This is a genomic window from Pseudomonas sp. CCC4.1, assembly GCF_035019225.1.
GTDB lineage: Bacteria > Pseudomonadota > Gammaproteobacteria > Pseudomonadales > Pseudomonadaceae > Aquipseudomonas > Aquipseudomonas bubulae.
On record NZ_JASJWL010000008.1, the window covers coordinates 13,909 to 39,393 of the forward strand.

A 25,485-nucleotide genomic window follows, 5' to 3' on the forward strand; every position below is an offset into this window, starting at 1 on the left:
TCGTCTTGTTCAATAATGGCGGAGAGATAGGGATTCGAACCCTAGGTACTGTCGCCAGTACAACGGATTTCGAATCCGTCCCATTCGGCCACTCTGGCATCTCTCCAACGGCGCGAATAATAGCGCGGTTTTTGATTATGGCAAAGCCTTTTTTCAAAAAAACCGCGCTGTATCAGTTGCTTGCGCGCCTTTACTGCTTAAAGTGGGACGCCGAGGCGGTTTGCAACTTCTTCGTAGGCTTCGATTACGTCGCCCAGACCCTGACGGAAGCGGTCCTTGTCCATTTTCTTGCCGGTAGCCTTGTCCCACAGACGGCAGCCGTCCGGGCTGAATTCGTCACCCAGGACGATGGAGCCGTCGTGGAATACGCCGAACTCAAGTTTGAAGTCGACCAGCAGCAAGCCAGCGTCATCGAACAGCTTGTTCAGTACGTCGTTGACCTTGAGCGACAGTTCTTTCATGCGAACCAGTTGCTCGGCAGTGCCCCAACCGAAAGCCACGACGTGGGATTCGTTGATGAACGGGTCGCCCTTGGCGTCGTCCTTGAGGAACAGTTCGAAGGTGTACGGGTTGAGCTTCATGCCCTCTTCCACACCCAGACGCTTGACCAGGCTGCCCGCTGCGTAGTTACGCACAACGCACTCGACCGGGATCATGTCGAGTTTCTTCACCAGGCACTCGTTGTCACCCAGCAGTTTGTCGAATTGGGTCGGCACGCCGGCTTCTTCGAGTTTCTGCATGATGAAGGCGTTGAACTTGTTGTTCACCATGCCCTTGCGATCAAGTTGTTCGATACGCTTGCCGTCGAACGCCGAAGTGTCGTTGCGAAACAGCAGGATCAAGCGGTTTTCGTCGTCGGTCTTGTAAACCGATTTCGCTTTACCGCGATAGAGTTCTTCACGTTTTTCCATGATGGGCTCCGCATGCTAAGTAGGTGGGCTAGGCGATTGTGCGCCAGTCGAGCCCTGAATCTTGATCGGCCAGTTGCAGCCAGTCCGGGTCGCACCCTAGGGTGTCGACAAAACATTGCCGGGCCAGCTGCGGCAGGTTGTTCTTGCTGCTGAGGTGGGCCAGTACCAGGTGTTGCAGGTCTTGCCAGCCCAACTCGGCCACCAGGCTTGCGGCCTGGTGGTTGTTCAAATGTCCTTCCTGGCCCCCTACCCGGCGCTTGAGAAACGCAGGGTAGTGACCACGGGCAAGCAGGTCCCGACAGTGGTTGGCTTCAATCATCAGCGCATCCAGGTCGCGATAGCTGTCCAGCACGCCAGCACAATACGAACCCAGGTCGGTCAGCAAGCCGAACCGCCGCTTGCCGTCACTGAATACATACTGGGTGGGCTCCTGGGCATCATGGGCGACCAGGGTCACACTGATATTCAAGGCTCCGATTTGCAGCGTCTGGCCACCCGCCACGTAACCGGCGGCCTCCAGAGGCTTGCGCATCCCGCGCTGGGTACCACGACTCATGTACACCGGCAAATTGTAGCGCCGCGACAGCAAACCCACGCCATGCACATGGTCGGCATGTTCGTGGGTGACCAGAATCGCGCTCAGCTGGTGAGCGCTGATGCCCAGCCTGGCGAGACGACGCTCGGTTTCTCGCAACGAGAAACCGCAATCGACCAGTACATAGGTGCTGTCGCTGGCTATCAGCGTGCCATTCCCTTGGCTACCACTGCCGAGAACGGCAAAACGCATACAATCAGCCCAGGTTGTCTTGGATAACGCCCAGCACCTTGCGCGCCACTTCTGGCGAGGCAACGGTGTTGATGTTTTCTTCGACGGTCACTTGCACGCTTTCACCCACCTTGCTCAGGCGAACCTGATAGCGCTGGGCACGGGCTTCAACTTCTTCCTTGTCCGGCTTGCTGCCAAAGAGACCGGAGAAGAAACCAGGTTTCTCGTCCTTCTTCTCGGCTTTTTCGGCGAGGTTGATGTAGTACAGGCCCAACGTGCGGTTGATGTCTTCAACGCGCCATTCGCCCTGTTCAAGTGCACGACCTACGCTAGACCAGGCACGGTCGAGGTCTTCGGTCAGGGTCAGCACCGGGTTGCCGCTGCCGTCTTCGTTCAGGCTCACACGCGCAGGGGTGTCGAAATCACGGGCAGCCAGCAGCGAAACCGAACCGCCCTTCTCGGCGTTGCGGCTCATGCTGATCAGCATTTCATCAACCAGGGCTGCATCCAGACCGGTGTTGACCGAGCGGTTGCCAAAGTCGACGTTGGCACTGCTACCGGCCGGGCGGTTGGCACTGACCACGTAGATTTCGCTGGTATTGCGCTGCACACCCGGCTCGATGCGTACCCGCAGGCGGGTTTCGCTGTCGGAGGCCAGGCCGCTGCTGCCCACATGGCGGGCGATCGGAGCGGAAAGCTCGTCAGCACGCTGCCAGCTCGTGGTGAACTCGCCGGTTTGCGGGCGCTGTTCGTCGATGCGGAAGCCATTGTCCTGGAAGAACTGCATCGCTACCGGCCAGACTTCTGACGGCGAACGCTGCGCCATGACCCAGCGGCTGTCGCCACTTTTCTGCAGGCTGAAATCGCTGGCACTGGCGGCTACAGCCAACGGCTGTGGACGCGGTACTTCAAACTCGCCCTTGACGTTGTCGTCGGGCACATTGCTGGGGATCGGCAACAGCGGCACAAGGCGCTTGTCAGTCTGGACACCCGGCGGCAACTGCATTGGAGCGGTTTGACGCGCCTCCAGGTAGTCGCTGCCACGGTCGCGGAAGTAACCCTCTTGACCCCACAGCCAACCGCAGCCGCTGGTGCTGGAAATAATCACGGCTAGTGCGGAAAGTCCGGCCAATCGCTTCATGCGTAGTGCTTCCTCAATTAAACCAAGACACCGGACTGGCGCATTGCCTGACGCAGTGGTTCGTGGCAAGGCTCGCTGAGCCAGGTGAGTGGCAGACGGATACCGTCCGACATCATGCCCATCTCATGCAGCGCCCATTTCACGGGGATAGGGTTGGATTCGATAAACAGGGTTTTATTGAGCGGCATCAGCTTTTCGTGCAGCGCGCGGGCAGTGTCGGCATCGCCACGCATCGCAGCAGCGCACAGGTCGCTCATGTCACGCGGAGCAACGTTGGCGGTTACCGAGATATTGCCCTTGCCGCCGAGCAGGATCAGCTCGACTGCGGTGGCGTCGTCGCCGGAGTACACCAGGAAGTCGCTGCTCACCCCTGCCAGAATGGCCGGTACGCGCGTCAGGTCGCCGGTGGCTTCCTTGATACCGATGATGTTCGGCACGGTGGAAAGACGAATGACGGTAGCCGGCAGCATGTCGCAGGCGGTACGGCCCGGAACGTTGTACAGGATCTGCGGGATATCGACCGCTTCGGCGATCGCCTTGAAGTGCTGGTACAGGCCTTCCTGGGTCGGCTTGTTGTAATACGGTGTCACCAGCAGACATGCATCGGCGCCAGCGGCCTTTGCATTGGTGGTGAGTTCGATCGCTTCACGCGTCGAGTTGGCGCCCGTGCCGGCAATCACCGGAATGCGCCCTGCAACCTGCTTGACGACATGACGAATCACTTCAATGTGTTCGTTCACATCCAGAGTTGCCGATTCACCTGTAGTGCCAACGGCAACAATGGCGTTGGTGCCCTCTTGCAGGTGAAAGTCCACCAGTTTGCTCAGAGCGTCCCAATCAAGACGACCTTGTGCATCCATAGGTGTGACCAGTGCCACCATACTGCCCGCAATCATGCAACCGCTCCTGCCGGAAAAAGAGAGCCGTAATGGTACTGGCGCCATGACCCTTGCACAAGCAACAGCGCGCCCGATGAGCATTCCCCTTCGCGTTGCTTTTCGCTACCCTTCAGCCTTTGATTGGTACTGATGTGTGCGCAAGTCTGTTTCACAGGCCCTCAGCAAGCGCCAAAAGCCCCGCCCAAACGCCACCGAGCACGTTTTGCAGAGCCTGCAAACCGCCTGGAACGCAGTATTGACGGGCTTCTGACGCTCAAGTGTTACCTGATACTCAACTTGCCTCCCATCGACCGTACTGACCGCTCATCGTTTTAGGAAGGTTGAATGTCCACCCCCACAGTTCGCGAACAATTCCTTGTCATCAGTGCCCTTGGCGCCAACCCAATGGAGCTGACTAACGTGCTGTGCCGCGCCAGCCATGAAAATCGCTGCGCTGTCGTGACCTCGCGCCTGACTCGCCACGGCGAATGCAGTGCCCTGGTCCTGGAAGTTACCGGTAGCTGGGACGCCCTGGCACGCCTTGAAGCTGGCTTGCCTGCGCTGGCCAAAAAGCACGCGTTCAGCGTCAATGTAGTACGCAGTGCGGCCCTTGAAACCCGCCCGCAGGCGCTGCCGTACGTGGCCTATGTCAGCTCGGCCTACCGCTCGGACATCATCAACGAGCTGTGCCAGTTCTTCATGGACCACAACGTCGAGCTGGAAAACCTGACGTGCGATACCTATCAGGCGCCACAAACCGGCGGCACCATGCTCAACGCCACCTTCACCGTGACCTTGCCGGCCGGCGTGCAAATCAGCTGGCTGCGTGATCAGTTCCTCGACTTCGCCGACGCGCTGAACCTGGACGCACTGATCGAACCTTGGCGCCCACAGAACCCGATGTAAGGAAACCGACTCAATGGCTGTTGCAATTGACCAACCCGTAGACGATTTCCAGATCCCGGCGACGAGTGAAAAAACCGTCAGCCTGTCGCAGCTCAAGGGCAAGCAGGTAGTGATCTACTTCTATCCCAAGGACAGCACGCCGGGCTGCACCACTGAGGGCCAGGGTTTTCGCGACCATTACGCCGAGTTCCAGGCGGCCAATACCGAAGTGTTTGGTGTGTCCCGCGACAGCCTCAAGTCCCATGAGAACTTCAAGGCCAAGCAGGGTTTTCCGTTTGAGTTGCTGAGCGACAAGGACGAAGCCCTTTGCCAGCTGTTTGACGTGATCAAGCTGAAAAAGCTGTACGGCAAGGAGTACCTTGGCGTGGATCGCAGCACCTTCCTGATCGACAAGGACGGCGTGTTGCGTCACCAATGGCGCGGCGTGAAAGTGCCAGGCCATGTCGAGGCAGTGCTGGAGCAGGCCAAGGCGCTGAATAACGGCTAAGCAAAACTCTGTGGGAGCGGGCTTGCTCGCGATTCAGGCGACGCGGTTTGTCAGGCAAACCGCATAGACCTATCGCGAGCAAGCCCGCTCCCACATGAGTCACAGCGTATTACTGACGCACCAACCGCACATTCTGGAACTCGACCGCTTCGGTGCTGCGGTACGGGTTGATATCCAGCCCACCACGGCGCACATAGCGCGCATACACGGTCAACTTCTCGGGCTTGAGCAAACGCTGCAGGTCGAGAAAGATCCGCTCCACACACTGCTCATGAAAATCCGAATGCTGGCGAAAGCTCACCAGGTACGCCAGCAAACTGGCGTGATCCAGCGCCGCCCCACGGTACTCGACCACCACCGTGCCCCAGTCCGGCTGACTGGTGACCGGGCAGTTGGATTTGAGCAAGTGGCTGTAGACGCTTTCTTCAACCACCTGGGAATCGTCGCACTTGAGCAATTCAGGACGCGGCTGCGCGTAATCACTGACCGTGATATCCAGGTCATCAATGCACACACCCGGCAATACGGCTACGCCATCAGCCTGAACTTCATCCAGACTGCGTACGCGCACGCTGACAGGCTTGCCGGATGCGGCCGACAAATCTGCACGCAATGTAGCCTCAAGGCTCGGGGTATCGGCAAATACCGTCTGGTTCAGCGAGTTGAGATACAGCTTGAACGACTTGGACTCGACGATATTCGGCGAATCGGCGGCAAAGCAAAACTCGCCAATGGCCACCACCGGTTTGCCCGATGGCAACAACCAGGACAGCTCGAAGCAGGTCCAGAAATCCACGCCGACATAAGGCAGCGTTTCGGCGCTCAGCCCCAGCTCGGCCCATTTCGCCGCGCGCGGGATCGGGAACAGCAAGGACGGGGTATAAGTGCTGATGTATTCACTGGACTTGCCCAGCGGGGAATGTTCGGCGGCGGGATGCATGACAAAAACCTGGCTAGAAAAACCCGGTAATTCTATCGGGTTTAAGCCAGGCTTTCAGCGTTCACCGACAATCAGGACGTTTTAAGGCGCAACTTTCACCTTGCCGACCATGCCAGCCTGATAGTGACCCGGCACATTACAGGCAAATTCCAGGTTGTCGGCGCGGGTGAAGGTCCAGGTCAACTCCGCGGTTTTACCCGGCTCGACCAGCACGCTGTTGGGGTCATCGTGCTTCATGCCCGGCATATTCATGGCGCCGTGGCCCATTGCCGAGTGATCCATGCCGTCATGCCCCATACCGGTCGGGGTAAGCATGCCGCTTTGCTGCATTTCGAGCATTTCTTTCTGATGTGCCGCGTGCATCGCGGCATTGCCCAGGTTGAACTCGTGCAATAACTGCCCTTTGTTGACCAGGACAAAACGCACCGTTTCACCGGCTTTCACATCCAGCGACTTTGGCGTGAAGGCAATATCAGTCATGTCGATTTCAACCGTGCGCGTGGCGCTGGCGGCAGGTGCGGGCTGACCAAAATCAAAATGCCCGGCAGGCGATGCCATTACCGGCAGGCTCAAGGCCAAAAAACAGCCAGCAAGCGACAAACGGATACGTGCGGTCATACTTACTCCCAGAAACAAAAATGTCAGGCTTGGCACTACTTTAAAGTCTCGGCACTGGCATTCAACTGACTGCAAGATTACAACTTTGTCAGCTTGACCCTGCATAACCTGCACCAAGGTATAAGGCTGAGGTTAATTTTTATGATGAGTCGACCATGAAACTGCTGATAGTCGAAGACCAGGTCAAAACCGGACAGTACTTGCGCCAGGGCCTGAGCGAGGCCGGGTTCACCACCGAACTGGCGGCCGACGGTATTACCGGGCAACACCTGGCCCTGACCGGGGATTACTCGCTGCTGATTCTCGACGTCATGCTGCCCGGCCGTGATGGCTGGCAAATCCTGCAAGCGGTGCGTAGCGCCGGACTGAGCATGCCGGTGCTGTTTTTGACCGCACGGGATGCGGTCGCTGACCGCGTCCACGGCCTGGAGCTAGGGGCCGATGATTATCTGGTCAAGCCGTTCGCCTTTTCCGAGCTGCTGGCACGGGTTCGCAGCCTGTTGCGCCGCGGCAGCAACACTCCCCAGGAGACCAGCCTGCAACTGGCCGACCTGCGCCTGGATCTGATCCGCCGCCGTGTTGAGCGCAACGGCCAGCGCATCGACCTTACCGCCAAGGAATTCGCCCTGCTGGAGCTGCTGCTACGCCGTCAGGGAGAAGTGCTGCCCAAGTCCTTGATTGCTTCACAGGTATGGGACATGAACTTTGACAGCGACACCAACGTCATCGAAGTGGCGATTCGCCGCCTGCGCCTGAAAATCGACGACAACCATGAGCAGAAGCTGATCCACACCGTGCGCGGCATGGGTTATGTGCTTGAAGAGCGCAGCAGTTGATGCGCCGCCTGTCGTTGAGCAGCCGCCTGGCGCTGCTGTTTGCCGGTTGTACCGCCGTGGTATCGCTGTTTGCCGGGGTGCTGTTCGGGCGCGCCAGCGAGGTGCATTTTGTCGAGCTCGACCAGCAACTGATGGAAAGTCGCCTCGCCGTACTACGCAGTACGCTGCAAGGGGCTGACACCCTTGAACGCTTCACCCTGCGCCTGCCCGCCCTGATGCAGGATCTGGCCCACCAGCCGGACCTGGCGATACGGGTGCGCGGCCCGGACGGGCATCTATGGTTTGACAGCTCACCGCGCCTGCCACTGGAGCTTGAGACCCGCCCGGGCCTGGGCAGCCTGCAAATAAACGGCACCGATTACCGTGTTCTGGTACCGCAGACCGACAGCCCCGATGCGCCGCATCTGACCCTGTTGCTGGATATCACCCACCACCAGCACTTCCTGCAGCGCATGCAGAGATTGATCTGGATGACTGTAGGCCTGTCGGCACTGGCCACGGCGATTCTCGGTGCGTGGGCAGCCCGCAGCGGCTTGCGCCCTCTGCGCCGCATGAGCGCGATCGCAGCCAGCGTTTCGGCCGACTCGCTTAACGCCCGCCTGCCCCAGGAACAAATGCCCGCTGAACTGGCAGAGCTGGCCACGGCTTTTAACGCCATGCTTGCGCGACTGGACGATTCATTCCAGCGATTGTCGGCATTCTCCGCCGACATCGCACATGAACTGCGTACGCCATTGTCCAACCTGCTGACCCACACCCAGGTCACCCTGACCCGCCCCCGGGGCATTGAAGAATACCGCGAGGCACTGCATAGCAACCTTGAAGAGCTGCAATGGATGGCGCAACTGGTCAACGACATGCTCTATCTGGCCAAGGCCGATCACGGCTTGCTTACGCCTCGGCGCGAAGCCCTGGATCTGGGTCAGGAAGTGGAGGCATTACTGGAGTTTTATGCGCTGCTGGCCGAAGACTCGCACATTGAACTGACCCGCGAAGGCAATGCACTTCTTGCAGGCGACCGCAGCATGCTGCGCCGCGCCCTTTCCAACCTGCTGGATAACGCCTTGCGCTATACGCCGGCGGGTGGCGCGATCAAAGTGCTGATTGAGGCTTTGCCGGGCACTGCGCGCATCAGCATCGAGAACACGGGCACGGGAATCCCTGCAGAACTGCTGCCACGCCTGTTTGACCGGTTTTACCGGGCAGATCCGGCACGCCGTGAAGGCAGCAGTGAGCATGCGGGGCTGGGGCTGGCGATCACCCAGTCGATCATTCGTGCCCATGGCGGGCAGATCTGCTGTGAGTCGCAGGAGGGGGTAACGCGGTTTGTCGTGGAGCTGCCAGCAAAGCTGCCCTCACCCCAGCCCTCTCCCGGAGGGAGAGGGAGCTGATTTGTGGCGCTGCGCAGAACTGCTTTTGCCTTTAGTCCCCTCTCCCTCCGGGAGAGGGTTAGGGTGAGGGGCTTTTGCTCTTCAACTATCAGGAATACCGCAACGCATGGGCCGGTTGAATCTTCGCTGCCCGATACGCCGGATACAGCGTAGCCAGAAAGCTCAGTACAAAGCCCGCACCGCAGATCAGCGCCACATCGCCGCCCTGCAGCTCGGATGGCAGGTTGCTGACAAAATACACGTCGGAACTGAAGATATGCTGCCCGGTCACCCGCTCCATCCAGCCCACCAGCTCACTGACATTCAACGCCGCAATCACCCCCAGCACGCCACCGATCAAGGTGCCGACAATACCGATCACCGTGCCCTGCACCATAAAGATGGCCATGATCTGCCGCGGCGTGGCACCGATGGTGCGCAAGATCGCGATGTCGGCGCCCTTGTCGTTCACCACCATGATCAGCGTGGCGATGATATTGAACGCTGCCACGGCCACGATCATCAGCAACAACAGACCGATCATGGTTTTTTCCATTTTCATGGCGCTGAACAGGCTGCCCTGGGTGTGAGTCCAGTCGTCAGCCTTGTAACCATCCCCCAGGCCGGCCGCCACTTGCTGTGAAACCTGCGGTGCCGCGTACAGATCCTTGACCGCCAGACGCACGCTTTGTACCTGGTTCGGCTCCCAGTGTTGAATGGCTGCAGCATCAGCCATATGGATCAGGCCCATGGTGCCATCCAGTTCAGCACCAACCTTGAAGATACCCACCACATTCAACCGCTGCAGGCGCGGAGTAATGCCACCAGGCGCGGTGCTGGCCTCGGGGACGATCAGGGTGATCTTGTCACCCACGCCCAGACGGAAGCGCCGCGCAACAATATCGCCCAGCACCACACCGTATTCGTCGGGTTTCAAGTCCTGGAGGCTGCCCTGCACGATGTGCTGGGTCACGATCGAGACCTTGCCTTCCTGCTCCGGATCGATGCCGCTGATCTGGATCGGCTGCATCGAGCCTTTATAGGACAGCATGCCGTCCAGCTCGGTGAACGGCACGGCTGCCGTGACCTCGGGGTTTTTCATCGCCGCGTCAGCCACCGGGCGCCAGTCATCGATGGGCTTGACGCCCACGATGGTCGCGTGGGGCACCATGCCGAGGATGCGGTTACTCATTTCACGCTGGAAGCCGTTCATCACCGACAACACCACGATCATCGCCAGCACGCCGAGGGCGAGGCCGATCATCGAGGTCATGGAGATAAACGAAACAAAACGATTGCGGCGCTTGGCGCGGGTATAGCGCGTGCCGATAAAAATCGATAACGGTCTGAACATTCGCGGGCACCGTATAAAAATTGAAGACCTGACGCCCGCTTGCAGGCGTCAGATGCTGGCCAGTCAGATCGTGGTCAGACGACCTTCCTGAAGGTGCAACACGCGATCCATCTGGCGGGCCAGGTTCATGTCGTGGGTTACCACCAGGAACGCAGTGCGCATTGACGTGCTGAGCTCCAGCATCAGGTCCTGAATGCCCTGGGCCGTGTGCGAGTCGAGGTTGCCGGTGGGCTCATCGAGCATCACCAGCCCCGGCTTGTTGACCAGCGCCCGGGCAATCGCCACACGCTGGCGCTCACCACCCGACAGCTCGGCCGGCTTGTGCTCCAGGCGATGACCCAGGCCCACCCGCGTCAGCAGGGCCGTGGCCCGTTCACGGGCTTCGGGGATCGCCGTCTTGCCGATCAACAGCGGCATGCAGACGTTTTCCAGGGCGGTGAACTCGGGCAACAAGTGGTGAAATTGATACACGAAACCCAGCGAGCGGTTGCGCAACAGGCCACGGGCCTTTTCGCCCAGGGCCGATAGCTCTTCACCCGCCAGCCAGACACTGCCACTGGTCGGGGTATCAAGCCCGCCGAGCAGGTTGAGCAAGGTACTTTTGCCCGAACCCGAAGTCCCGACGATCGCCACCCGCTCACCAGGGTGCAACTCAAGCTGCAGCCCCGACAGCACCACCACGGATTCCGGGCCTTCCTCGTAGGACTTGCCCAGGTCGCGGCAACTCAACACTGCTTGTTCTTTCATGCCCAACTCACTCATAACGAAGCGCCTGCGCAGGCTGGGTGCGCGCAGCACGCCAGGCCGGGTACAAGGTCGCGAGGAAACTCAGAACCAATGCCGCACCGCACACCATCAACACGTCCTGTGCCTGCAACTGCGAGGGCAGGTAGTCGATGAAATACACGTCGGCATTGAGAAACTTGTGCCCGATCAAGCCTTCAAGGGCCGAGATCGCAGCGCTGACATTGAGCGCAGCAAGCATCCCGACCACCGCGCCGATGGCCGTCCCGACCACACCGATAACGGTGCCCTGAACCATAAAGGTGGCCATGATGGTGCCCGGCGTCGCCCCCAGGGTACGCAGGATGGCGATGTCGCCTTTCTTGTCATTGACCACCATCACCAGCGTGGAAATGATGTTGAACGCGGCCACGGCCACAATCAGCAGCAACAGCAGGCCAATCATGGCTTTTTCCATGCGGATGGCCTGGTACAGATTGCCGTGGGTACGGGTCCAGTCACGGGCGTAATACTGGCTCTCGCCCAGCTGCTGGGCGATTTCCCAGGCAGTGCGCGGCGCTTCGAACAGGTCATCGAACTTCAGCCGCAGGCCCTGTACCTGGTCAGGTTTCCAGCGCTGCAAACGTGCCAGGTCCTGCAGGTTGGTGATGCCCAGGTAGCCGTCGATCTCACCGGCACCGAGATGAAAAATGCCCTGCACGGTAAAACGCTTCATGCGCGGGAACATGCCGGCCGGTGTCACCGTGACTTCCGGCGCAACGAAGGTCAGCTTGTCGCCGACGCTCACACCCAGCTTTTTCGCGGCCTTGTCGCCAATGATGATGCCGAAGCTGCCCGGGGTCAGCGAGTCGAGCTGGCCCTGCTGCATAAACTGGTCAATGATCGAGACATTGCGCTCCTGCGCCGGGTCGATGGCATTGAGCAGGACTTTCTGCACGTTGCCATCATTGGTCAGCAAGCCCTGCATCTGGGTAAACGGCGCAACCGCCTCCACCTTGGGGTTCTGCTTGACCTTGGCCGCCAGGCTTTGCCAGTCACTGATCGGCTGATCGCCGACGATGGTCGCGTGGGGCACCATGCCCAGCACGCGGGTGCGCATCTCATGATCGAAGCCGTTCATCACCGATAACACGACAATCATCACGACCACGCCAAGGGCGAGCCCGATCATCGAGGTCAGGGAAATAAACGACACAAAATGATTGCGACGCTTTGCACGGGTATAACGCGTGCCGATAAATAAAGAGAGAGGTCTGAACATGTCGGGGCTTGTTCGAGGGAAAAGAAGACGTCCTTGTGGCGGGGCCTGATAAGCAGCTTTACACTCAGACCACAGCCGCCATCATGGGTTCGCCATGTCGACATTAGATGAAGCAGATCGCCGCGAATACTACCGTATCGAGGATATGATCGCACTGGAAATAACCCCGCTGTCGGCCCTCGAAGCCGCGAGCAGTGAAGTGTTGCAGGATGAGTCACCGCTGTTCAATTTGCTCAGCGAATTGCACCTGAGCGAATTCGAGTCCCAGCACTTGCTGCGCCAGATCAGCGAACGCGACCGCACCCTTTCCAGCTACCTTAAAACCCTGAACAAACGTGTCGAACTGCTGAGCCAGATCGTTGCGCAAACGGTGCTGGGCCAGATCGGTGAACTGCAGCCGGTCATGCTGTCCGAAGGCGGTATCGAGTTCCATCACCCGCACCCCTGCCCGGCGGGCAGCCACCTTTCAGTCAAGCTGGTATTGATGCCCCAGGCCCTGGGCCTGTTGCTGCGTGCCCGCGTGGTCGATTGCCAGGCGCACGCTGGCGACTACCGCATCAACACCGAATTTGAATCCCTGACCGATACACAGCGCCAGTTGCTGGCGCGCTACATTTTGCAAAAACAGGCACAGGCGCGCCGCCTGGCCCGCGAACAACAAACATCCGCGCCCGAGTAAGCACCGGGCCGTGATCACTCTGTACAAGGAGCAAATGTGACCCTGATTTATGGCCATCGCGGCGCCAAAGGCGAAGCACCGGAAAACACCCTTGCCAGCTTTGAGCAATGCCTCAAGCATGGCGTACGGCGCTGTGAGCTCGACCTGCACCTGTCGAAGGACGGTGAGCTGATGGTCATCCACGACCCGACCCTCAAGCGCACCACGGATCGGCGCGGCAAGGTTATCGAGCACACGGCTGCCGACCTGGTGACCTATGACGCGCGCAAGGGTGGCCCGGGCTGGATGCAGCCGTGCCCGATCCCGCGCCTTGAGGAGCTGTTTGAAAAGTGCGACTTCGAGCACTGGCAACTGGAGGTCAAGAGCGCCTCGCGCACCCGCGCAGCAACCACCGTGCTGGCAATCCGCGAAATGGCGGTACGTCACGGGCTGATGGACAAGGTCACGGTCACGTCAAGCTCGCGTGAGGTGCTCAAGGCTGCGCTGGAGTTGACGCCAGACCTGTCCCGCGGCCTGGTGGCCGAATACGCCTGGCTCGACCCGATCAAGGTCGCCCAGAGTTATGGCTGCGAGATGCTGGCATTGAACTGGACACTGTGCACGCCTGAACGCCTGGAGAAGGCCCAGCGTCAGGGTTTGCATGTGTCGGTATGGACAGTCAACGAACCTGCGCTGATGCGCAGGCTCGCCGACTTCGGCGTAGATAGCCTGATTACAGACTTTCCCGGTTTGGCCACTGCCACCCTCGGGAATAGCTGAAATCGGTCTCCCCGGCCGGCTCAGGCCACCGGCCGGAGCCGCTCAAAAAAGCCGGTTGAGGCCATCGTAGGCCGCTACCCGATAGGCTTCGGCCATGGTCGGGTAGTTGAACGTGGTGTTGACGAAGTATTTCAGGGTATTGAGCTCGCCCGGCTGGTTCATGATCGCCTGGCCGATGTGCACGATCTCTGATGCCTGATAACCGAAGCAGTGAACGCCCAGCACTTCAAGGGTTTCACGGTGGAACAGGATTTTCAGCATGCCCTGCGGCTCGCCGGCAATCTGTGCACGCGCCATGCTCTTGAAAAACGCCTTGCCCACTTCGTACGGCACCTTGGCCTGGGTCAACTCCTGCTCGTTCTTGCCGATCGAGCTGATCTCCGGAATGGTGTAGATGCCGGTCGGCACGTCATTGACGAAGCGCCAGCTGCCGTTATCAACGATGCTGCCCGCTGCCGAACGCCCCTGGTCGTGGGCGGCACTGGCCAGGCTTGGCCAGCCGATTACATCACCTGCGGCAAAAATGTTCGGCACGGTGGTGCGGTAGTTTTCATCAACCGTGATCTGGCCACGGCCATTGGCCTTGATGCCGATGTTTTCCAGACCCAGCAGATCGGTGTTGCCGGTACGGCCATTGCACCAGAGCAAGGCGTCGGCCTTGATCTTCTTGCCGGACTTGAGATGCAGGATCACGCCGTTTTCGACGCCTTCTACCCGCTCGTACTCTTCGTTGTGGCGTACGGTGATGTTGTTGTTGCTGAAGTGGTAGCTCAGCGCTTGCGAGATCTCGGAATCGAGGAAGCTCAACAGTTGCTCGCGGTTATCCACCAGCTCAATCAACACCCCCAGACCACTGAAGATCGACGCGTATTCGCAGCCGATCACGCCTGCCCCGTAAACAATCAGCTTACGCGGGGTGTGGCCCAGACTGAGGATGGTGTCGCTATCGTAGATACGCGAGTGGGTGAAATCGATATCAGCCGGGCGATAAGGACGCGAGCCGGTGGCGATAATGATTTGCTTGGCCATCAGGGTTTCGACAACGCCGTTGGTGCACACCACTTCGATGGTTTGCTCGTCGGTGAAGCTGCCGGTGCCGAAGAACAGGTCGACGCGATTACGTGCGTAGTAACCGGTGCGCGAAGCCACTTGCTTGGAAATAACCTTCTCGGCACTTTTCAGTACGTCCGGGAACGAGAACCAGCGCGGCTCACCAATGGCCCGAAACATCGGATTGGTGTTGAACTGCATGATCTGGCGAACCGAGTGACGCAAGGCTTTGGACGGGATCGTGCCCAAGTGCGTGCAGTTGCCGCCAACCTGACGCCGGCTATCCACCATTGCCACCTTGCGCCCTGCTTTTGCGGCGTTCATTGCCGCACCTTCTCCTGCCGGGCCGGAACCCAGTACCACTACGTCGTAGTTGTAGACAGCCATGCGTACTCCTCAGAACAGGCCGTGGCACCGCTTTGGGCACCTACGGCTAAATCATGTCGCGGCCAGCGCCATGAAGGATCAAAACGTGGGGCACAGTCTATAGAAGCCTGAACGCCGCGAACATTAACCCTTGGTCTGGTCGTTGGCTATTTTTGTGTTCACTACATCTCATCGCGCGCGAGAGCCTGCCTAGCAGCTGCCGCACACTTAGCAAAACTGGCATAACCTCTAACAACCCATCGATCAGAGCCATCCACCATGCGCCAGTTGTTGATCGTATTGTTGCTGCTTTACTCCACCACCGGCCTGGCCGATGAGTCCGCTCGGCTAAAAGAAGCCAACTTTCCCGCCCAATGGCGCGATGGCACGCAACTCATGGAACGCAAAGGCCAGATCGTGCTGACCTACCTCTGGGCCGATATCTATGCCGCAGCCCTTTTCACCCAGCCAGGCATCCAACCGCAACAGGCCTTTGACGAACAGCGCGAGCTGCGCCTTGAGCTGTTTTATCTGCGCGATCTGGAGCACAGCGATATCACCCGGGCCTCGGCCACCATCCTCAAGCGCCAGCAACCGGCAGCCACCCTGGCTCGCCTCGACGCCCCGCTAAAACAACTTCAGGCCAGTTTTGGCGATATCAAACGCGGCGATCGCTACGCCCTGGACTACAACCCGCAACGCGGGCTGAAGCTGGAGCGCAATGGTCAGGTCATTTTCACCAGCCAGAATCATCAACTGGCCAAAATCTACCTGGGCATCTGGCTCGCACCCGAAGGTCTGCCCGACCCACTGCGCCTGAGCCTGCTTGCGCAAAGGCCCTAGCCCGGCTGTGTAGCGCCAACAAATGTTGCCTACACACTTTGTTACACATATGGTTACAAAACTGTTTTGCGCAATGGCGCAGGTCATTGCCTGGCAGTGTGGACGAGTAAAAACACGGATAACGCATAAAAACAGATAAGAGCGGGTGATTTCTGATGGCCTCCAGTACGGGCAAAGGCAAGGCGATTTTTCGCGTTGTCAGCGGTAACTTCCTAGAGATGTTCGACTTTATGGTCTTTGGCTTTTACGCCACGGCCATTGCCAAAACCTTCTTCCCAACCGATAGCGCTTTTGCCTCACTGATGCTCGCCCTGGCCACCTTCGGTGCCGGTTTTCTCGCGCGCCCGCTGGGTGCGATTTTTCTCGGTGCCTATATTGACCGCCACGGCCGTCGCAAGGGCCTGATCATTACCCTGGCCCTGATGGCCATGGGTACCGTACTCATCGCCTGCGTGCCGGGCTACGCCACCCTGGGTGTTGCCGCACCCCTGCTGGTGTTGCTCGGGCGCTTGCTGCAAGGTTTTTCGGCAGGCGTGGAACTGGGCGGGGTGTCGGTGTACCTGGCAGAAATCGCCACACCGGGCCGCAAGGGTTTCTTCGTCAGCTGGCAGTCGGCTAGCCAGCAGGCTGCCGTGGTGTTCGCAGGGTTGCTGGGGGTTGGTCTCAACCATTGGCTAAGCCCTGAAGAAATGGGTGAATGGGGCTGGCGGATTCCGTTTCTGCTGGGTTGCATGATCGTGCCGGTGATCTTTGTGATCCGCCGCTCGATGGAAGAAACTCCTGAGTTCGAAGCCCGCAAACATCACCCTACCCTGCGTGAAATCCTTCGCTCAGTCGGTCAGAACTTTGGCTTGGTGCTGGGTGGCATGGCCCTGGTGGTGATGACTACCGTGTCGTTCTATCTGATCACTGCCTATACCCCGACCTTCGGCAAGGCCGAGCTGCATCTGTCGGACTTCGATGCCTTGCTGGTCACAGTGTGCATTGGCCTGTCGAACTTTTTCTGGCTGCCGGTCATGGGCTCGCTGTCGGACAAGATCGGGCGTAAACCGCTGCTGCTGGGTGCGACCATCCTGGCGATCCTGACCGCCTACCCGGCGTTGTCCTGGCTGGTGGCCAACCCGAGCTTCAGTCATCTGCTGATTGTCGAACTGTGGCTGTCGTTCCTGTATGGCTCGTACAACGGCGCGATGGTGGTTGCCCTGACCGAAATCATGCCAGTTGAAGTGCGCACCACCGGTTTTTCCCTGGCCTACAGCCTGGCGACCGCCACTTTCGGTGGCTTTACTCCGGCGGCTTGCACTTACCTGATTCATGCCCTGGACAACAAGGCCGCCCCCGGTCTGTGGCTGACCGGGGCGGCGATACTGGGCCTGATTGCGACCGTGGTGTTGTTCCGTGGCAATCAGCATCAGTTGCGTACGGCGCAATCGGCGGTAGCGGGTAATGCCTGACCCCTGTGGGAGCGGGCTTGCCCGCGATGCCAGCAACGCGGTCTGACTGAACAACCGCGCAGATCCCATCGCGAGCAAGCCCGCTCCCACAGGTTTCCCGCACAAACAAAAACGCCCCGACAAGTCGGGGCGTTTTCAGTTGCGGCGGTTGCTTAGCGCGGGAACGCTGGCGGGTTGACCCCGGCCATGTCTTCCATCACGCGTACTACCTGGCAGCTGTAACCGAATTCGTTGTCGTACCACACGTACAGCACAACGCGGTTGTCATTGCAGATCGTCGCTTCAGCATCCACCACACCGGCGTGACGCGAACCCACGAAGTCAGTGGACACCACTTCCTGGGAGCTGACGAAGTCGATTTGCTTGTGCAGATCGGAGTGCAGAGCCATGTGACGCAGGTACTCGTTCATTTCTTCACGGGTAGCCGGCTTCTCAAGGTTCAGGTTGAGGATGGCCATCGACACGTTCGGCGTCGGCACACGGATCGCGTTACCGGTCAGCTTGCCGGCCAGCTCAGGCAATGCCTTGGCAGCAGCGGTAGCAGCACCGGTCTCGGTGATAACCATGTTCAGCGCGGCGCTACGACCACGGCGGTCGCCCTTGTGGAAGTTATCGATCAGGTTCTGGTCGTTGGTGTACGAGTGAACCGTTTCAACGTGACCATTGACGATGCCGAACTTGTCGTTGACAGCCTTGAGCACCGGCACGATGGCGTTGGTGGTGCAGGATGCCGCCGAAACGATCTTGTCGTCTGCGGTGATTTCGCCGTGGTTGATGCCGTGAACAATGTTCTTCAGCTTGCCCTTGCCCGGAGCGGTCAGGACCACGCGATCGATACCAGGGCACTGCAAGTGCTGGCCCAGGCCATCGGCATCACGCCATACACCGGTGTTGTCCACCAGCAGGGCGTTCTGGATACCGTACTGGGTGTAGTCCACTTCGGTAGGGTTTTTCGCGTAGATAACCTGAATCAGGTTGCCGTTGGCGGTGATGGTGTTGTTGGCTTCATCGACCACGATGGTGCCATCAAACGGGCCATGCACCGAGTCACGACGCAGCAGGCTGGCACGCTTGACCAGATCGTTGTCGGCGCCTTTGCGCACAACGATGGCACGCAGACGCAGACCGTCGCCACCACCGGTTTTTTCAATCAGGATGCGCGCCAGCAGACGGCCGATACGACCGAAGCCGTACAGCACAACGTCAGTACCTTTACGTGCAGAAGCGTTTTGCTGACCCACAACATCGGCCAGTTCTTCGCGCACAAACTGCTCAGCCGTGCGGCCATTGCCTTCGGCCTTGAACTTCACGGCCAGCTTGCCCAGGTCTACCGAAGCAGCGCCGAGCTTGAGCTCGCTCATTGCCTTGAGCAACGGGAAAGTTTCGTGCACGGACAATTCGATATCATCGGACTGACGATGGCGAGCAAAGCGGTGAGCCTTGAGAATCGCAATGACTGAACGGTTGATCAGGCTGCGGCCATAGATCGAGCTAACCACATTGTTATTGCGGTAAAGCTGACCGATAAGCGGAATCATCGCTTCTGCGAGTGCTTCACGGTCGATCCATTCACCAAGACACTGGTCGGGCTTCTGAGTCACGGGAACCTTCCACATGTAGGGGCTGAAAAAAGGGGCTACATTATGCCGCTGCGCCCATGCAGGGGCAATGCACGCCTGTCATACGCCGTTACTGAAACGATTAAGCATCAACAAATATAGGCGAAAAATTTTATAACAACTGCCATTTCATCAGTCTGCTGCCCTTGCACAGCCCCTTTGGCACCCCCATGTCAGTGTTATGCGCTGATTTGCGCCGCTGTTAAAGGCTGCAACTGACAGCCAGCCCCTTGGCCCGTTACAATCGCCAACTTTGTCGCAACGCTTGGAGCTCAACCTTCCGTGCCCGTCCTGCGTCTACCGAAACTCCCTGCCACGGCAGGTAAACAGCACTGGAGCAATCTGCCCGGTGCCGCCCTGAGCCTCGCGATTGCCGAGGCTGCCAGCGCCGCCAGGCGCTTCACCCTGCTCCTGACCGCTGACAGCCAAAGCGCCGAGCGTCTTGAGCAGGAACTGAGATTCTTTGCCCCTGACTTGCCGGTACTGCATTTTCCCGACTGGGAAACCCTGCCTTACGATCTGTTCTCGCCGCACCAGGACATCATCTCCCAGCGTATCGCCAGCCTGTACCGGCTGCCGGAACTGAGTCATGGTGTTTTGGTAGTGCCGGTGACCACCGCCCTACATCGCCTGGCCCCGACCAAGTTCCTGCTCGGCAGCAGCCTGGTGCTGGACATCGGCCAGAAGCTGGATGTGGAGCAAATGCGTACCCGGCTTGAGGCCAGTGGCTATCGCTGCGTCGATACGGTGTATGAACATGGCGAGTTCGCCGTGCGCGGCGCGTTGATCGACCTGTTCCCGATGGGCAGCAAACTGCCTTACCGGATCGACCTGTTCGACGACGAAATCGAGACCCTGCGCACCTTCGACCCCGAGACCCAGCGCTCGATCGACAAGGTTGAGTCGGTGCGCCTGCTGCCGGCACGTGAGTTCCCGCTGCAAAAAGACGCGGTGACCCGGTTCAAGGCGCGCTTTCGCGAGCGTTTTGATGTCGACTTCCGTCGCTGCCCGATCTTTCAGGACTTGAGCAGCGGCATTACCCCCGCGGGTATCGAGTACTACCTGCCGCTGTTTTTCGATGAAACCTCGACCCTGTTCGACTATTTGCCGGCTGACACGCAAGTATTCTCGCTGCCAGGCATCGAGCAGGCCGCCGAGAATTTCTGGTCTGACGTACGCAACCGCTACGAAGAGCGCCGTATCGATCCGTCGCGACCACTGTTACCGCCTGCCGAGCTGTTCCTGCCGGTTGAAGACTGCTTCGCCCGCCTGAAAAACTGGCCGCGGGTGGTCGCCAGCCAGGATGACATCGACACCGGCAGCAGCCGTGAACGCTTCCCGGCGCAACCGCTGCCCAACCTGGCCATCGAAGCCAAGGCCAACCAGCCATTGGCGGCTTTGTCCGGTTTCCTTGAGCAGTTTGATGGCCGCGTGCTGTTTACCGCCGAATCGGCCGGTCGCCGCGAAGTACTGCTCGAACTGCTGGAACGCTTGAAGCTGCGCCCCAAAACAGTCGACAGCTGGCCGGACTTCGTCGCCAGCAAACACCGCCTGGCGATTACTATCGCCCCGCTGGATGAAGGCCTGCTGCTGGAGGATCCGGCGCTGGCGCTGATCGCCGAAAGCCCGTTGTTCGGCCAGCGCGTGATGCAGCGCCGGCGCCGGGAAAAACGCGCCGATGCCAACAACGATGCGGTGATCAAGAACCTCACCGAGTTGCGCGAAGGCGCACCCGTTGTGCATATCGACCACGGCGTAGGTCGCTATCAGGGCCTGGCCACACTTGAAGTCGACAATCAGGTGGCCGAGTTCCTGACCCTGGAATACGCCGAAGGCGCCAAGCTCTATGTGCCGGTGGCCAACCTGCACCTGATCGCCCGCTATACCGGCAGCGATGATGAACTGGCGCCGCTGCACCGCCTGGGCTCGGAAACCTGGCAAAAGGCCAAGCGCAAGGCCGCCGAACAAGTGCGTGACGTGGCTGCCGAGCTGCTCGACATCTACGCTCGTCGTGCAGCCCGCGAAGGTTATGCATTTGCCGATCCGAAAGCGGATTACGCAACCTTCAGTGCCGGCTTCCCGTTCGAAGAAACCCCGGACCAGCAAACCACCATCGAAGCCGTACGCGCCGACATGCTGTCGCCCAAGCCCATGGATCGTCTGGTGTGTGGCGACGTGGGCTTCGGCAAGACCGAAGTGGCCATGCGCGCGGCCTTTATTGCTGTGCATGGCGGCCGTCAGGTGGCCATTTTGGTGCCCACCACCCTGCTCGCCCAGCAGCACTACAACAGCTTCCGCGACCGTTTTGCCGACTGGCCGGTAACGGTCGAGGTGATGAGCCGCTTCAAGTCGGCCAAAGAGATCAACCAGGCAGTCGCCGACCTGGCCGAAGGCAAGATCGATATTGTCATCGGCACCCACAAGCTGCTGCAGGACGATGTCAAAATCAAAAACCTGGGCCTGGTGATCATCGATGAAGAACACCGCTTCGGCGTGCGCCAGAAAGAACAGCTCAAGGCCTTGCGCAGTGAAGTCGACATCCTGACCCTCACCGCCACGCCGATCCCGCGTACGCTGAACATGGCCGTGTCAGGCATGCGCGACCTGTCGATCATCGCCACGCCGCCGGCGCGCCGGCTGTCGGTGCGCACCTTCGTGATGGAACAGAACAAAAGCACCGTCAAAGAGGCGTTGCTGCGTGAGTTGCTGCGCGGCGGGCAGGTCTACTACCTGCACAACGACGTTAAAACCATCGAAAAATGTGCGGCCGAACTGGCCGAGCTGGTGCCTGAAGCACGGATCGGTATCGGTCACGGGCAAATGCGCGAACGCGAACTCGAACAGGTGATGAGTGACTTCTATCACAAGCGCTTCAACGTCCTGATCGCCTCGACCATCATCGAGACCGGGATCGACGTGCCGAGCGCCAACACCATCATCATCGAGCGCGCCGACAAGTTCGGCCTGGCACAGTTGCACCAGTTGCGCGGCCGCGTCGGACGCAGTCACCACCAGGCCTATGCCTACCTGCTGACGCCACCGCGCCAGCAGATTACCGGGGACGCGCAAAAACGCCTGGAAGCCATCGCCAACACCCAGGACCTGGGTGCCGGCTTTGTCCTGGCCACCAACGACCTTGAAATCCGTGGCGCGGGCGAGTTACTGGGGGATGGTCAAAGCGGCCAGATTCAGGCGGTTGGTTTTACCCTGTACATGGAAATGCTCGAACGTGCGGTCAAGTCGATCCGCAAGGGCGAGCAACCCAACCTCGACCAGCCGCTGGGCGGCGGCCCGGAAATCAACCTGCGGGTACCTGCGCTGATTCCCGAGTCGTATCTGCCGGATGTGCATGCGCGACTGATCCTCTACAAGCGTATTGCCTCGGCAACCGATGAAGAGGGCCTCAAGGACTTGCAGGTCGAGATGATCGACCGCTTCGGCCTGCTCCCCGAGCCGACCAAGAACCTGGTACGCATCACCCTGCTCAAATTGCAGGCCGAGCAACTAGGCATCAAAAAAGTCGACGCCGGCCCGCAGGGCGGGCGCATCGAGTTTGCCGCCGACACCCCGGTTGACCCGATGGTGCTGATCAAATTGATCCAGGGCCAACCCAACCGCTACAAATTCGAAGGCGCGACCCTGTTCAAATTCATGGTACCCATGGAGCGCCCGGAAGAACGCTTCAATACCATTGAAGCGCTGTTCGAGCGCCTGACGCCGAAGTCTTCCTGAATGAAAAACCCATGCCCCTGAACCCCACCGACCGACTGACCCAGCCGCTGGCACCAAGCTGGGTCAGTCGCTTCAAGGAACAAAGCCTTGAGCGTGGCCGCCGCTACGCCAAGGAAAATCGGGTCAGGATCGCCCAGATCGGCGACAAGCTGATTACTGCCAGCTGTCAGGGCTCTGGCGAAAACATCTACCGACAGACCATTCAGTTGCGCGAGTCGGCCAAAAGCACCTTGCTGCTGGTCAGCGCCCACTGTACCTGCCCGGTGCGGGTTAATTGCAAGCACACCGCAGCCGTCTTACTGAAGATTGAAGAAACCTTGAACTACCCCGCCGCTGCTCAGGATGCCGAGCTTCTGGAAAAACTCCAGGCCGTACTCGACTCACGTCGCCCCAACAATCTGCCAGAACAGCTGGTCGAGGACGTCCAGCCAGTACCGCGACTGTGGCTGGCCAGTGCCGAATTCAGCGCTTTCGAGCCGCGCAACGGCAAAATGCAACGCTATATCCAGCACCGCGCCGCCCTGTCGTTCAACTACCTGGACCAGTACGTGAGCGGGCAAAAAAACGCTGACATTCTGCTGCGCCAGGAACAGCAAACCCTGCGCATCAAGCGCAAGCCCGAGGTCGAAAACCTTTACCGCGAACAACTGCGCAGCCTGGGCTTTAAAATTGCCACGCGCCAGAGCAAGGCACTACCGGAAAGCGCCGGCGAGCTGTTTGAGCTGGTCAATGACAGTGCCTGGCTGAATTTCACTCTCAACCAGTTGCAAGGCCTGGCCGAAAAGAGCTGGGAGTTGCAGATCGATGAAGGTTTCGGCTTTGACCTGACCCCGGTAGAAGACTGGTATGCCACTGTCGACGAAGCCCCGGAGCGCGACTGGTTTGACCTGGAGCTGGGAATTATCGTCAACGGCCAGCACCTGAGCCTGCTGCCGATACTGCTCAACCTGATGCGCTCCCACAGCGACATCCTCAACCCGGAAAAACTCGCCCGGCGCAGGGACGACGAACTGATCCTGGTGAATATTCCGGCCAACCCTGCCAGCGGCCATGGTCCGCTGCAGGTTGCGCTGCCGTACGGGCGGCTGAAACCGGTACTGGCCACTCTGGACGAGTTTTATCTGGGCGAGCCGGACGCCACTTCTCTGCGGATCAAAAGTGCTGACGCGCCGCGGCTCAACGCCCTGGATGCACTCCCCCTGCGCTGGGAAGGCGGTGAGCAGATTCGCGGCTTCGCCCAGCGCCTGCGAGATATCAAGAACTTCAGCGTCGAAGCCCCCGAAGGGCTCAATGCCAACCTGCGCCCCTATCAGCTCGAAGGCCTGAGCTGGATGCAGTCATTGCGTCAGCTGGAAGTGGGCGGCGTGCTGGCCGATGACATGGGCCTGGGCAAAACCCTGCAGACCCTGGCGCATATCTTGTGCGAAAAAAATGCCGGCCGCCTTGATCGCCCGGCCATGATTGTGATGCCCACCAGCCTGATCCCCAACTGGCTCGACGAAGCGGCGCACTTTACGCCGCAGCTCAAGGTACTGGCGCTGTATGGTGCCACGCGCAAAAAATATTTCGCGCACCTCAACGACTACGACGTGATCCTGACCACCTACGCCTTGCTGCCCAAGGACATCGAGCATCTGGCAAAACTGCCGCTGCACCTGCTGGTGCTGGACGAAGCACAGTACATCAAGAACCCCGGCAGCAAGGCCACCCAGGCCGCCTGCGAGCTGGTTGCCCGCCAGCGCCTGTGCCTGAGTGGTACCCCGCTGGAGAACCACCTGGGTGAGCTGTGGTCACTGTTCCACTTCCTGCTGCCCGGCTGGCTGGGCGACGTCAAGACTTTCAATCGCGACTACCGGGTGCCCATTGAACGCCAGGGCAGCAACGAGCGCCTGCAGCATCTCAATGCGCGAATCAAACCGTTTCTGCTGCGCCGCACCAAGGAGCAGGTCGCTACCGAACTGCCGCCCAAGACCGAAATCATCCACTGGGTGGACCTCAACGAAGCCCAGCGCGACGTGTACGAAACCATGCGCCTGGCGATGGACAAAAAAGTCCGCGACGAAATCACCCGCAAGGGCGTGGGACGCAGCCAGATAATTATCCTCGAAGCGCTGCTCAAACTGCGCCAGGTATGTTGCGACCTGCGCTTGGTCAGCGACACCCCGCCGAAAAAAGGCAGCACCTCGGGCAAGCTCGACAGCCTGATGCTGATGCTCGAAGAGCTGTTTGCCGAAGGCCGACGCATCCTGCTGTTTTCCCAGTTCACTTCGATGCTGGGGCTGATCGAGGCCGAGCTGAAAAAGCGCAAGGTGCCCTACGCCATCCTCACCGGGCAAACCCGGGACCGACGTACACCGGTCAAGGACTTCCAGAGCGGCAAGCTGCAGATTTTTCTGATTAGCCTCAAGGCGGGTGGTGTAGGCCTGAACCTTACCGAGGCCGACACGGTGATTCACTACGACCCTTGGTGGAACCCGGCGGCAGAAAACCAGGCCACTGACCGCGCCTATCGTATAGGCCAGGAAAAACCGGTGTTTGTGTACAAAATGATTGCCCGCGGCACTGTGGAAGAAAAAATCCAGCATTTGCAGCAGGAAAAGTCAGATTTGGCGGCAGGCGTACTGGACGGACGCGTCGCTGGGGACTGGAAACTGCAGGATGACGACATCGACGCATTGTTTGCGCCGTTGCCGCCTAAAACTGAAAAGCGCTGAAAATTGACGCAACTTGCGGCTTGATTCTGTAGCAGCTGCCGAGCTCCGCGAGGCTGC

At 59.5% G+C, this 25,485-nt stretch carries 21 protein-coding genes and 1 tRNA gene; 10 read left to right on the top strand and 12 right to left on the bottom strand.

All coding sequences use genetic code 11. The annotated features are described in order from the left end of the window. Window positions 1–16: 16 nt before the first annotated feature. From QN377_RS05265 to dapA, 5 genes are all read right to left on the bottom strand, one after another. Window positions 17–106, bottom strand: a tRNA-Ser gene (locus tag QN377_RS05265). 91 nt (window positions 107–197) lie between these two features. Then, on the bottom strand, window positions 198–911 hold the full coding sequence (purC, locus tag QN377_RS05270) for a phosphoribosylaminoimidazolesuccinocarboxamide synthase (RefSeq protein ID WP_019410660.1): 714 nt from the start codon (window positions 909–911) through the stop codon (window positions 198–200). A gap of 28 nt (window positions 912–939) precedes the next feature. Continuing rightward, entirely contained in the window at window positions 940–1,698 is a 759-nt protein-coding gene (locus QN377_RS05275) for an MBL fold metallo-hydrolase (protein WP_095002187.1), read from the bottom strand. Between the two features lie 4 nt (window positions 1,699–1,702). Beyond that, window positions 1,703–2,818: an outer membrane protein assembly factor BamC gene (gene bamC, locus QN377_RS05280; RefSeq protein ID WP_095002188.1), complete on the bottom strand. Its 1,116-nt coding sequence runs from the start codon at window positions 2,816–2,818 to the stop codon at window positions 1,703–1,705. Window positions 2,819–2,835: 17 nt separating this feature from the next. Beyond that, on the bottom strand, window positions 2,836–3,714 hold the full coding sequence (gene dapA / locus QN377_RS05285; RefSeq protein WP_095002189.1) for a 4-hydroxy-tetrahydrodipicolinate synthase: 879 nt from the start codon (window positions 3,712–3,714) through the stop codon (window positions 2,836–2,838). A 327-nt stretch (window positions 3,715–4,041) separates the two neighbouring features. On the opposite strand from dapA, the gene QN377_RS05290 reads away from it, so the two are divergent. Next, entirely contained in the window at window positions 4,042–4,602 is a 561-nt protein-coding gene (locus QN377_RS05290; protein ID WP_016780071.1) for a glycine cleavage system protein R, read from the top strand. 13 nt (window positions 4,603–4,615) lie between these two features. Further along, a complete protein-coding gene (locus QN377_RS05295; protein WP_095002190.1) occupies window positions 4,616–5,089 on the top strand; it encodes a peroxiredoxin in 474 nt (157 codons plus the stop codon). A gap of 109 nt (window positions 5,090–5,198) precedes the next feature. Here the strand turns inward: QN377_RS05295 and queF are convergent, their stop codons facing one another. Beyond that, window positions 5,199–6,029, bottom strand: a complete 831-nt coding sequence (queF, locus tag QN377_RS05300) for an NADPH-dependent 7-cyano-7-deazaguanine reductase QueF (RefSeq protein WP_095019361.1) — start codon at window positions 6,027–6,029, stop codon at window positions 5,199–5,201. An 81-nt stretch (window positions 6,030–6,110) separates the two neighbouring features. Then, complete coding sequence (locus tag QN377_RS05305) at window positions 6,111–6,647, bottom strand: cupredoxin domain-containing protein (RefSeq protein ID WP_095019362.1); 537 nt, start codon at window positions 6,645–6,647, stop codon at window positions 6,111–6,113. A gap of 155 nt (window positions 6,648–6,802) precedes the next feature. Here QN377_RS05305 and QN377_RS05310 point away from each other — a divergent pair, with 155 nt between their 5' ends. After that, window positions 6,803–7,483, top strand: coding sequence for a heavy metal response regulator transcription factor (locus QN377_RS05310; RefSeq protein WP_095002193.1), 681 nt, complete (start codon window positions 6,803–6,805; stop codon window positions 7,481–7,483). After that, window positions 7,483–8,874 carry a heavy metal sensor histidine kinase gene (locus tag QN377_RS05315; protein ID WP_095019363.1) on the top strand — a complete coding sequence of 464 codons (1,392 nt, stop codon included), beginning with the start codon at window positions 7,483–7,485 and terminating at the stop codon, window positions 8,872–8,874. Before QN377_RS05310 ends, QN377_RS05315 begins: the two co-directional genes overlap by 1 nt. A gap of 88 nt (window positions 8,875–8,962) precedes the next feature. On the opposite strand, the gene QN377_RS05320 is transcribed toward QN377_RS05315, so the two are convergent. The 3 genes from QN377_RS05320 to QN377_RS05330 form a co-directional block, all read right to left on the bottom strand. Continuing rightward, on the bottom strand, window positions 8,963–10,207 hold the full coding sequence (locus tag QN377_RS05320) for a lipoprotein-releasing ABC transporter permease subunit (protein WP_095002195.1): 1,245 nt from the start codon (window positions 10,205–10,207) through the stop codon (window positions 8,963–8,965). 63 nt (window positions 10,208–10,270) lie between these two features. Continuing rightward, window positions 10,271–10,954, bottom strand: coding sequence for a lipoprotein-releasing ABC transporter ATP-binding protein LolD (gene lolD / locus QN377_RS05325; protein WP_165446489.1), 684 nt, complete (start codon window positions 10,952–10,954; stop codon window positions 10,271–10,273). Between the two features lie 7 nt (window positions 10,955–10,961). Next, window positions 10,962–12,212: a lipoprotein-releasing ABC transporter permease subunit gene (locus QN377_RS05330; RefSeq protein ID WP_095019364.1), complete on the bottom strand. Its 1,251-nt coding sequence runs from the start codon at window positions 12,210–12,212 to the stop codon at window positions 10,962–10,964. Window positions 12,213–12,306: 94 nt separating this feature from the next. On the opposite strand from QN377_RS05330, the gene QN377_RS05335 reads away from it, so the two are divergent. Next, the gene (locus QN377_RS05335) at window positions 12,307–12,891 is read left to right on the top strand and encodes a PilZ domain-containing protein (RefSeq protein WP_095002198.1); all 585 of its coding nucleotides are present in this window, start codon (window positions 12,307–12,309) and stop codon (window positions 12,889–12,891) included. Window positions 12,892–12,927: 36 nt separating this feature from the next. Continuing rightward, window positions 12,928–13,650 carry a glycerophosphodiester phosphodiesterase gene (locus tag QN377_RS05340; protein ID WP_095002199.1) on the top strand — a complete coding sequence of 241 codons (723 nt, stop codon included), beginning with the start codon at window positions 12,928–12,930 and terminating at the stop codon, window positions 13,648–13,650. A 42-nt stretch (window positions 13,651–13,692) separates the two neighbouring features. Here the strand turns inward: QN377_RS05340 and sthA are convergent, their stop codons facing one another. Further along, window positions 13,693–15,087 (bottom strand): Si-specific NAD(P)(+) transhydrogenase, encoded by a 1,395-nt coding sequence (gene sthA / locus QN377_RS05345; RefSeq protein WP_095002200.1) that lies wholly within the window; start codon window positions 15,085–15,087, stop codon window positions 13,693–13,695. A 258-nt stretch (window positions 15,088–15,345) separates the two neighbouring features. Here sthA and QN377_RS05350 point away from each other — a divergent pair, with 258 nt between their 5' ends. Next, window positions 15,346–15,909 (top strand): chalcone isomerase family protein, encoded by a 564-nt coding sequence (locus tag QN377_RS05350; protein ID WP_095019365.1) that lies wholly within the window; start codon window positions 15,346–15,348, stop codon window positions 15,907–15,909. 155 nt (window positions 15,910–16,064) lie between these two features. Next, on the top strand, window positions 16,065–17,363 hold the full coding sequence (locus tag QN377_RS05355; protein ID WP_095002202.1) for an MFS transporter: 1,299 nt from the start codon (window positions 16,065–16,067) through the stop codon (window positions 17,361–17,363). Between the two features lie 152 nt (window positions 17,364–17,515). On the opposite strand, the gene QN377_RS05360 is transcribed toward QN377_RS05355, so the two are convergent. Further along, window positions 17,516–18,979, bottom strand: a complete 1,464-nt coding sequence (locus QN377_RS05360; protein WP_083369829.1) for a glyceraldehyde-3-phosphate dehydrogenase — start codon at window positions 18,977–18,979, stop codon at window positions 17,516–17,518. A 285-nt stretch (window positions 18,980–19,264) separates the two neighbouring features. Between QN377_RS05360 and mfd the strand changes: the two genes are divergently transcribed. Next, complete coding sequence (gene mfd, locus QN377_RS05365) at window positions 19,265–22,714, top strand: transcription-repair coupling factor (RefSeq protein ID WP_095019366.1); 3,450 nt, start codon at window positions 19,265–19,267, stop codon at window positions 22,712–22,714. An 11-nt stretch (window positions 22,715–22,725) separates the two neighbouring features. Beyond that, window positions 22,726–25,428 carry a DEAD/DEAH box helicase gene (locus QN377_RS05370; RefSeq protein ID WP_095019367.1) on the top strand — a complete coding sequence of 901 codons (2,703 nt, stop codon included), beginning with the start codon at window positions 22,726–22,728 and terminating at the stop codon, window positions 25,426–25,428. The last annotated feature ends 57 nt before the right edge of the window (window positions 25,429–25,485 follow it).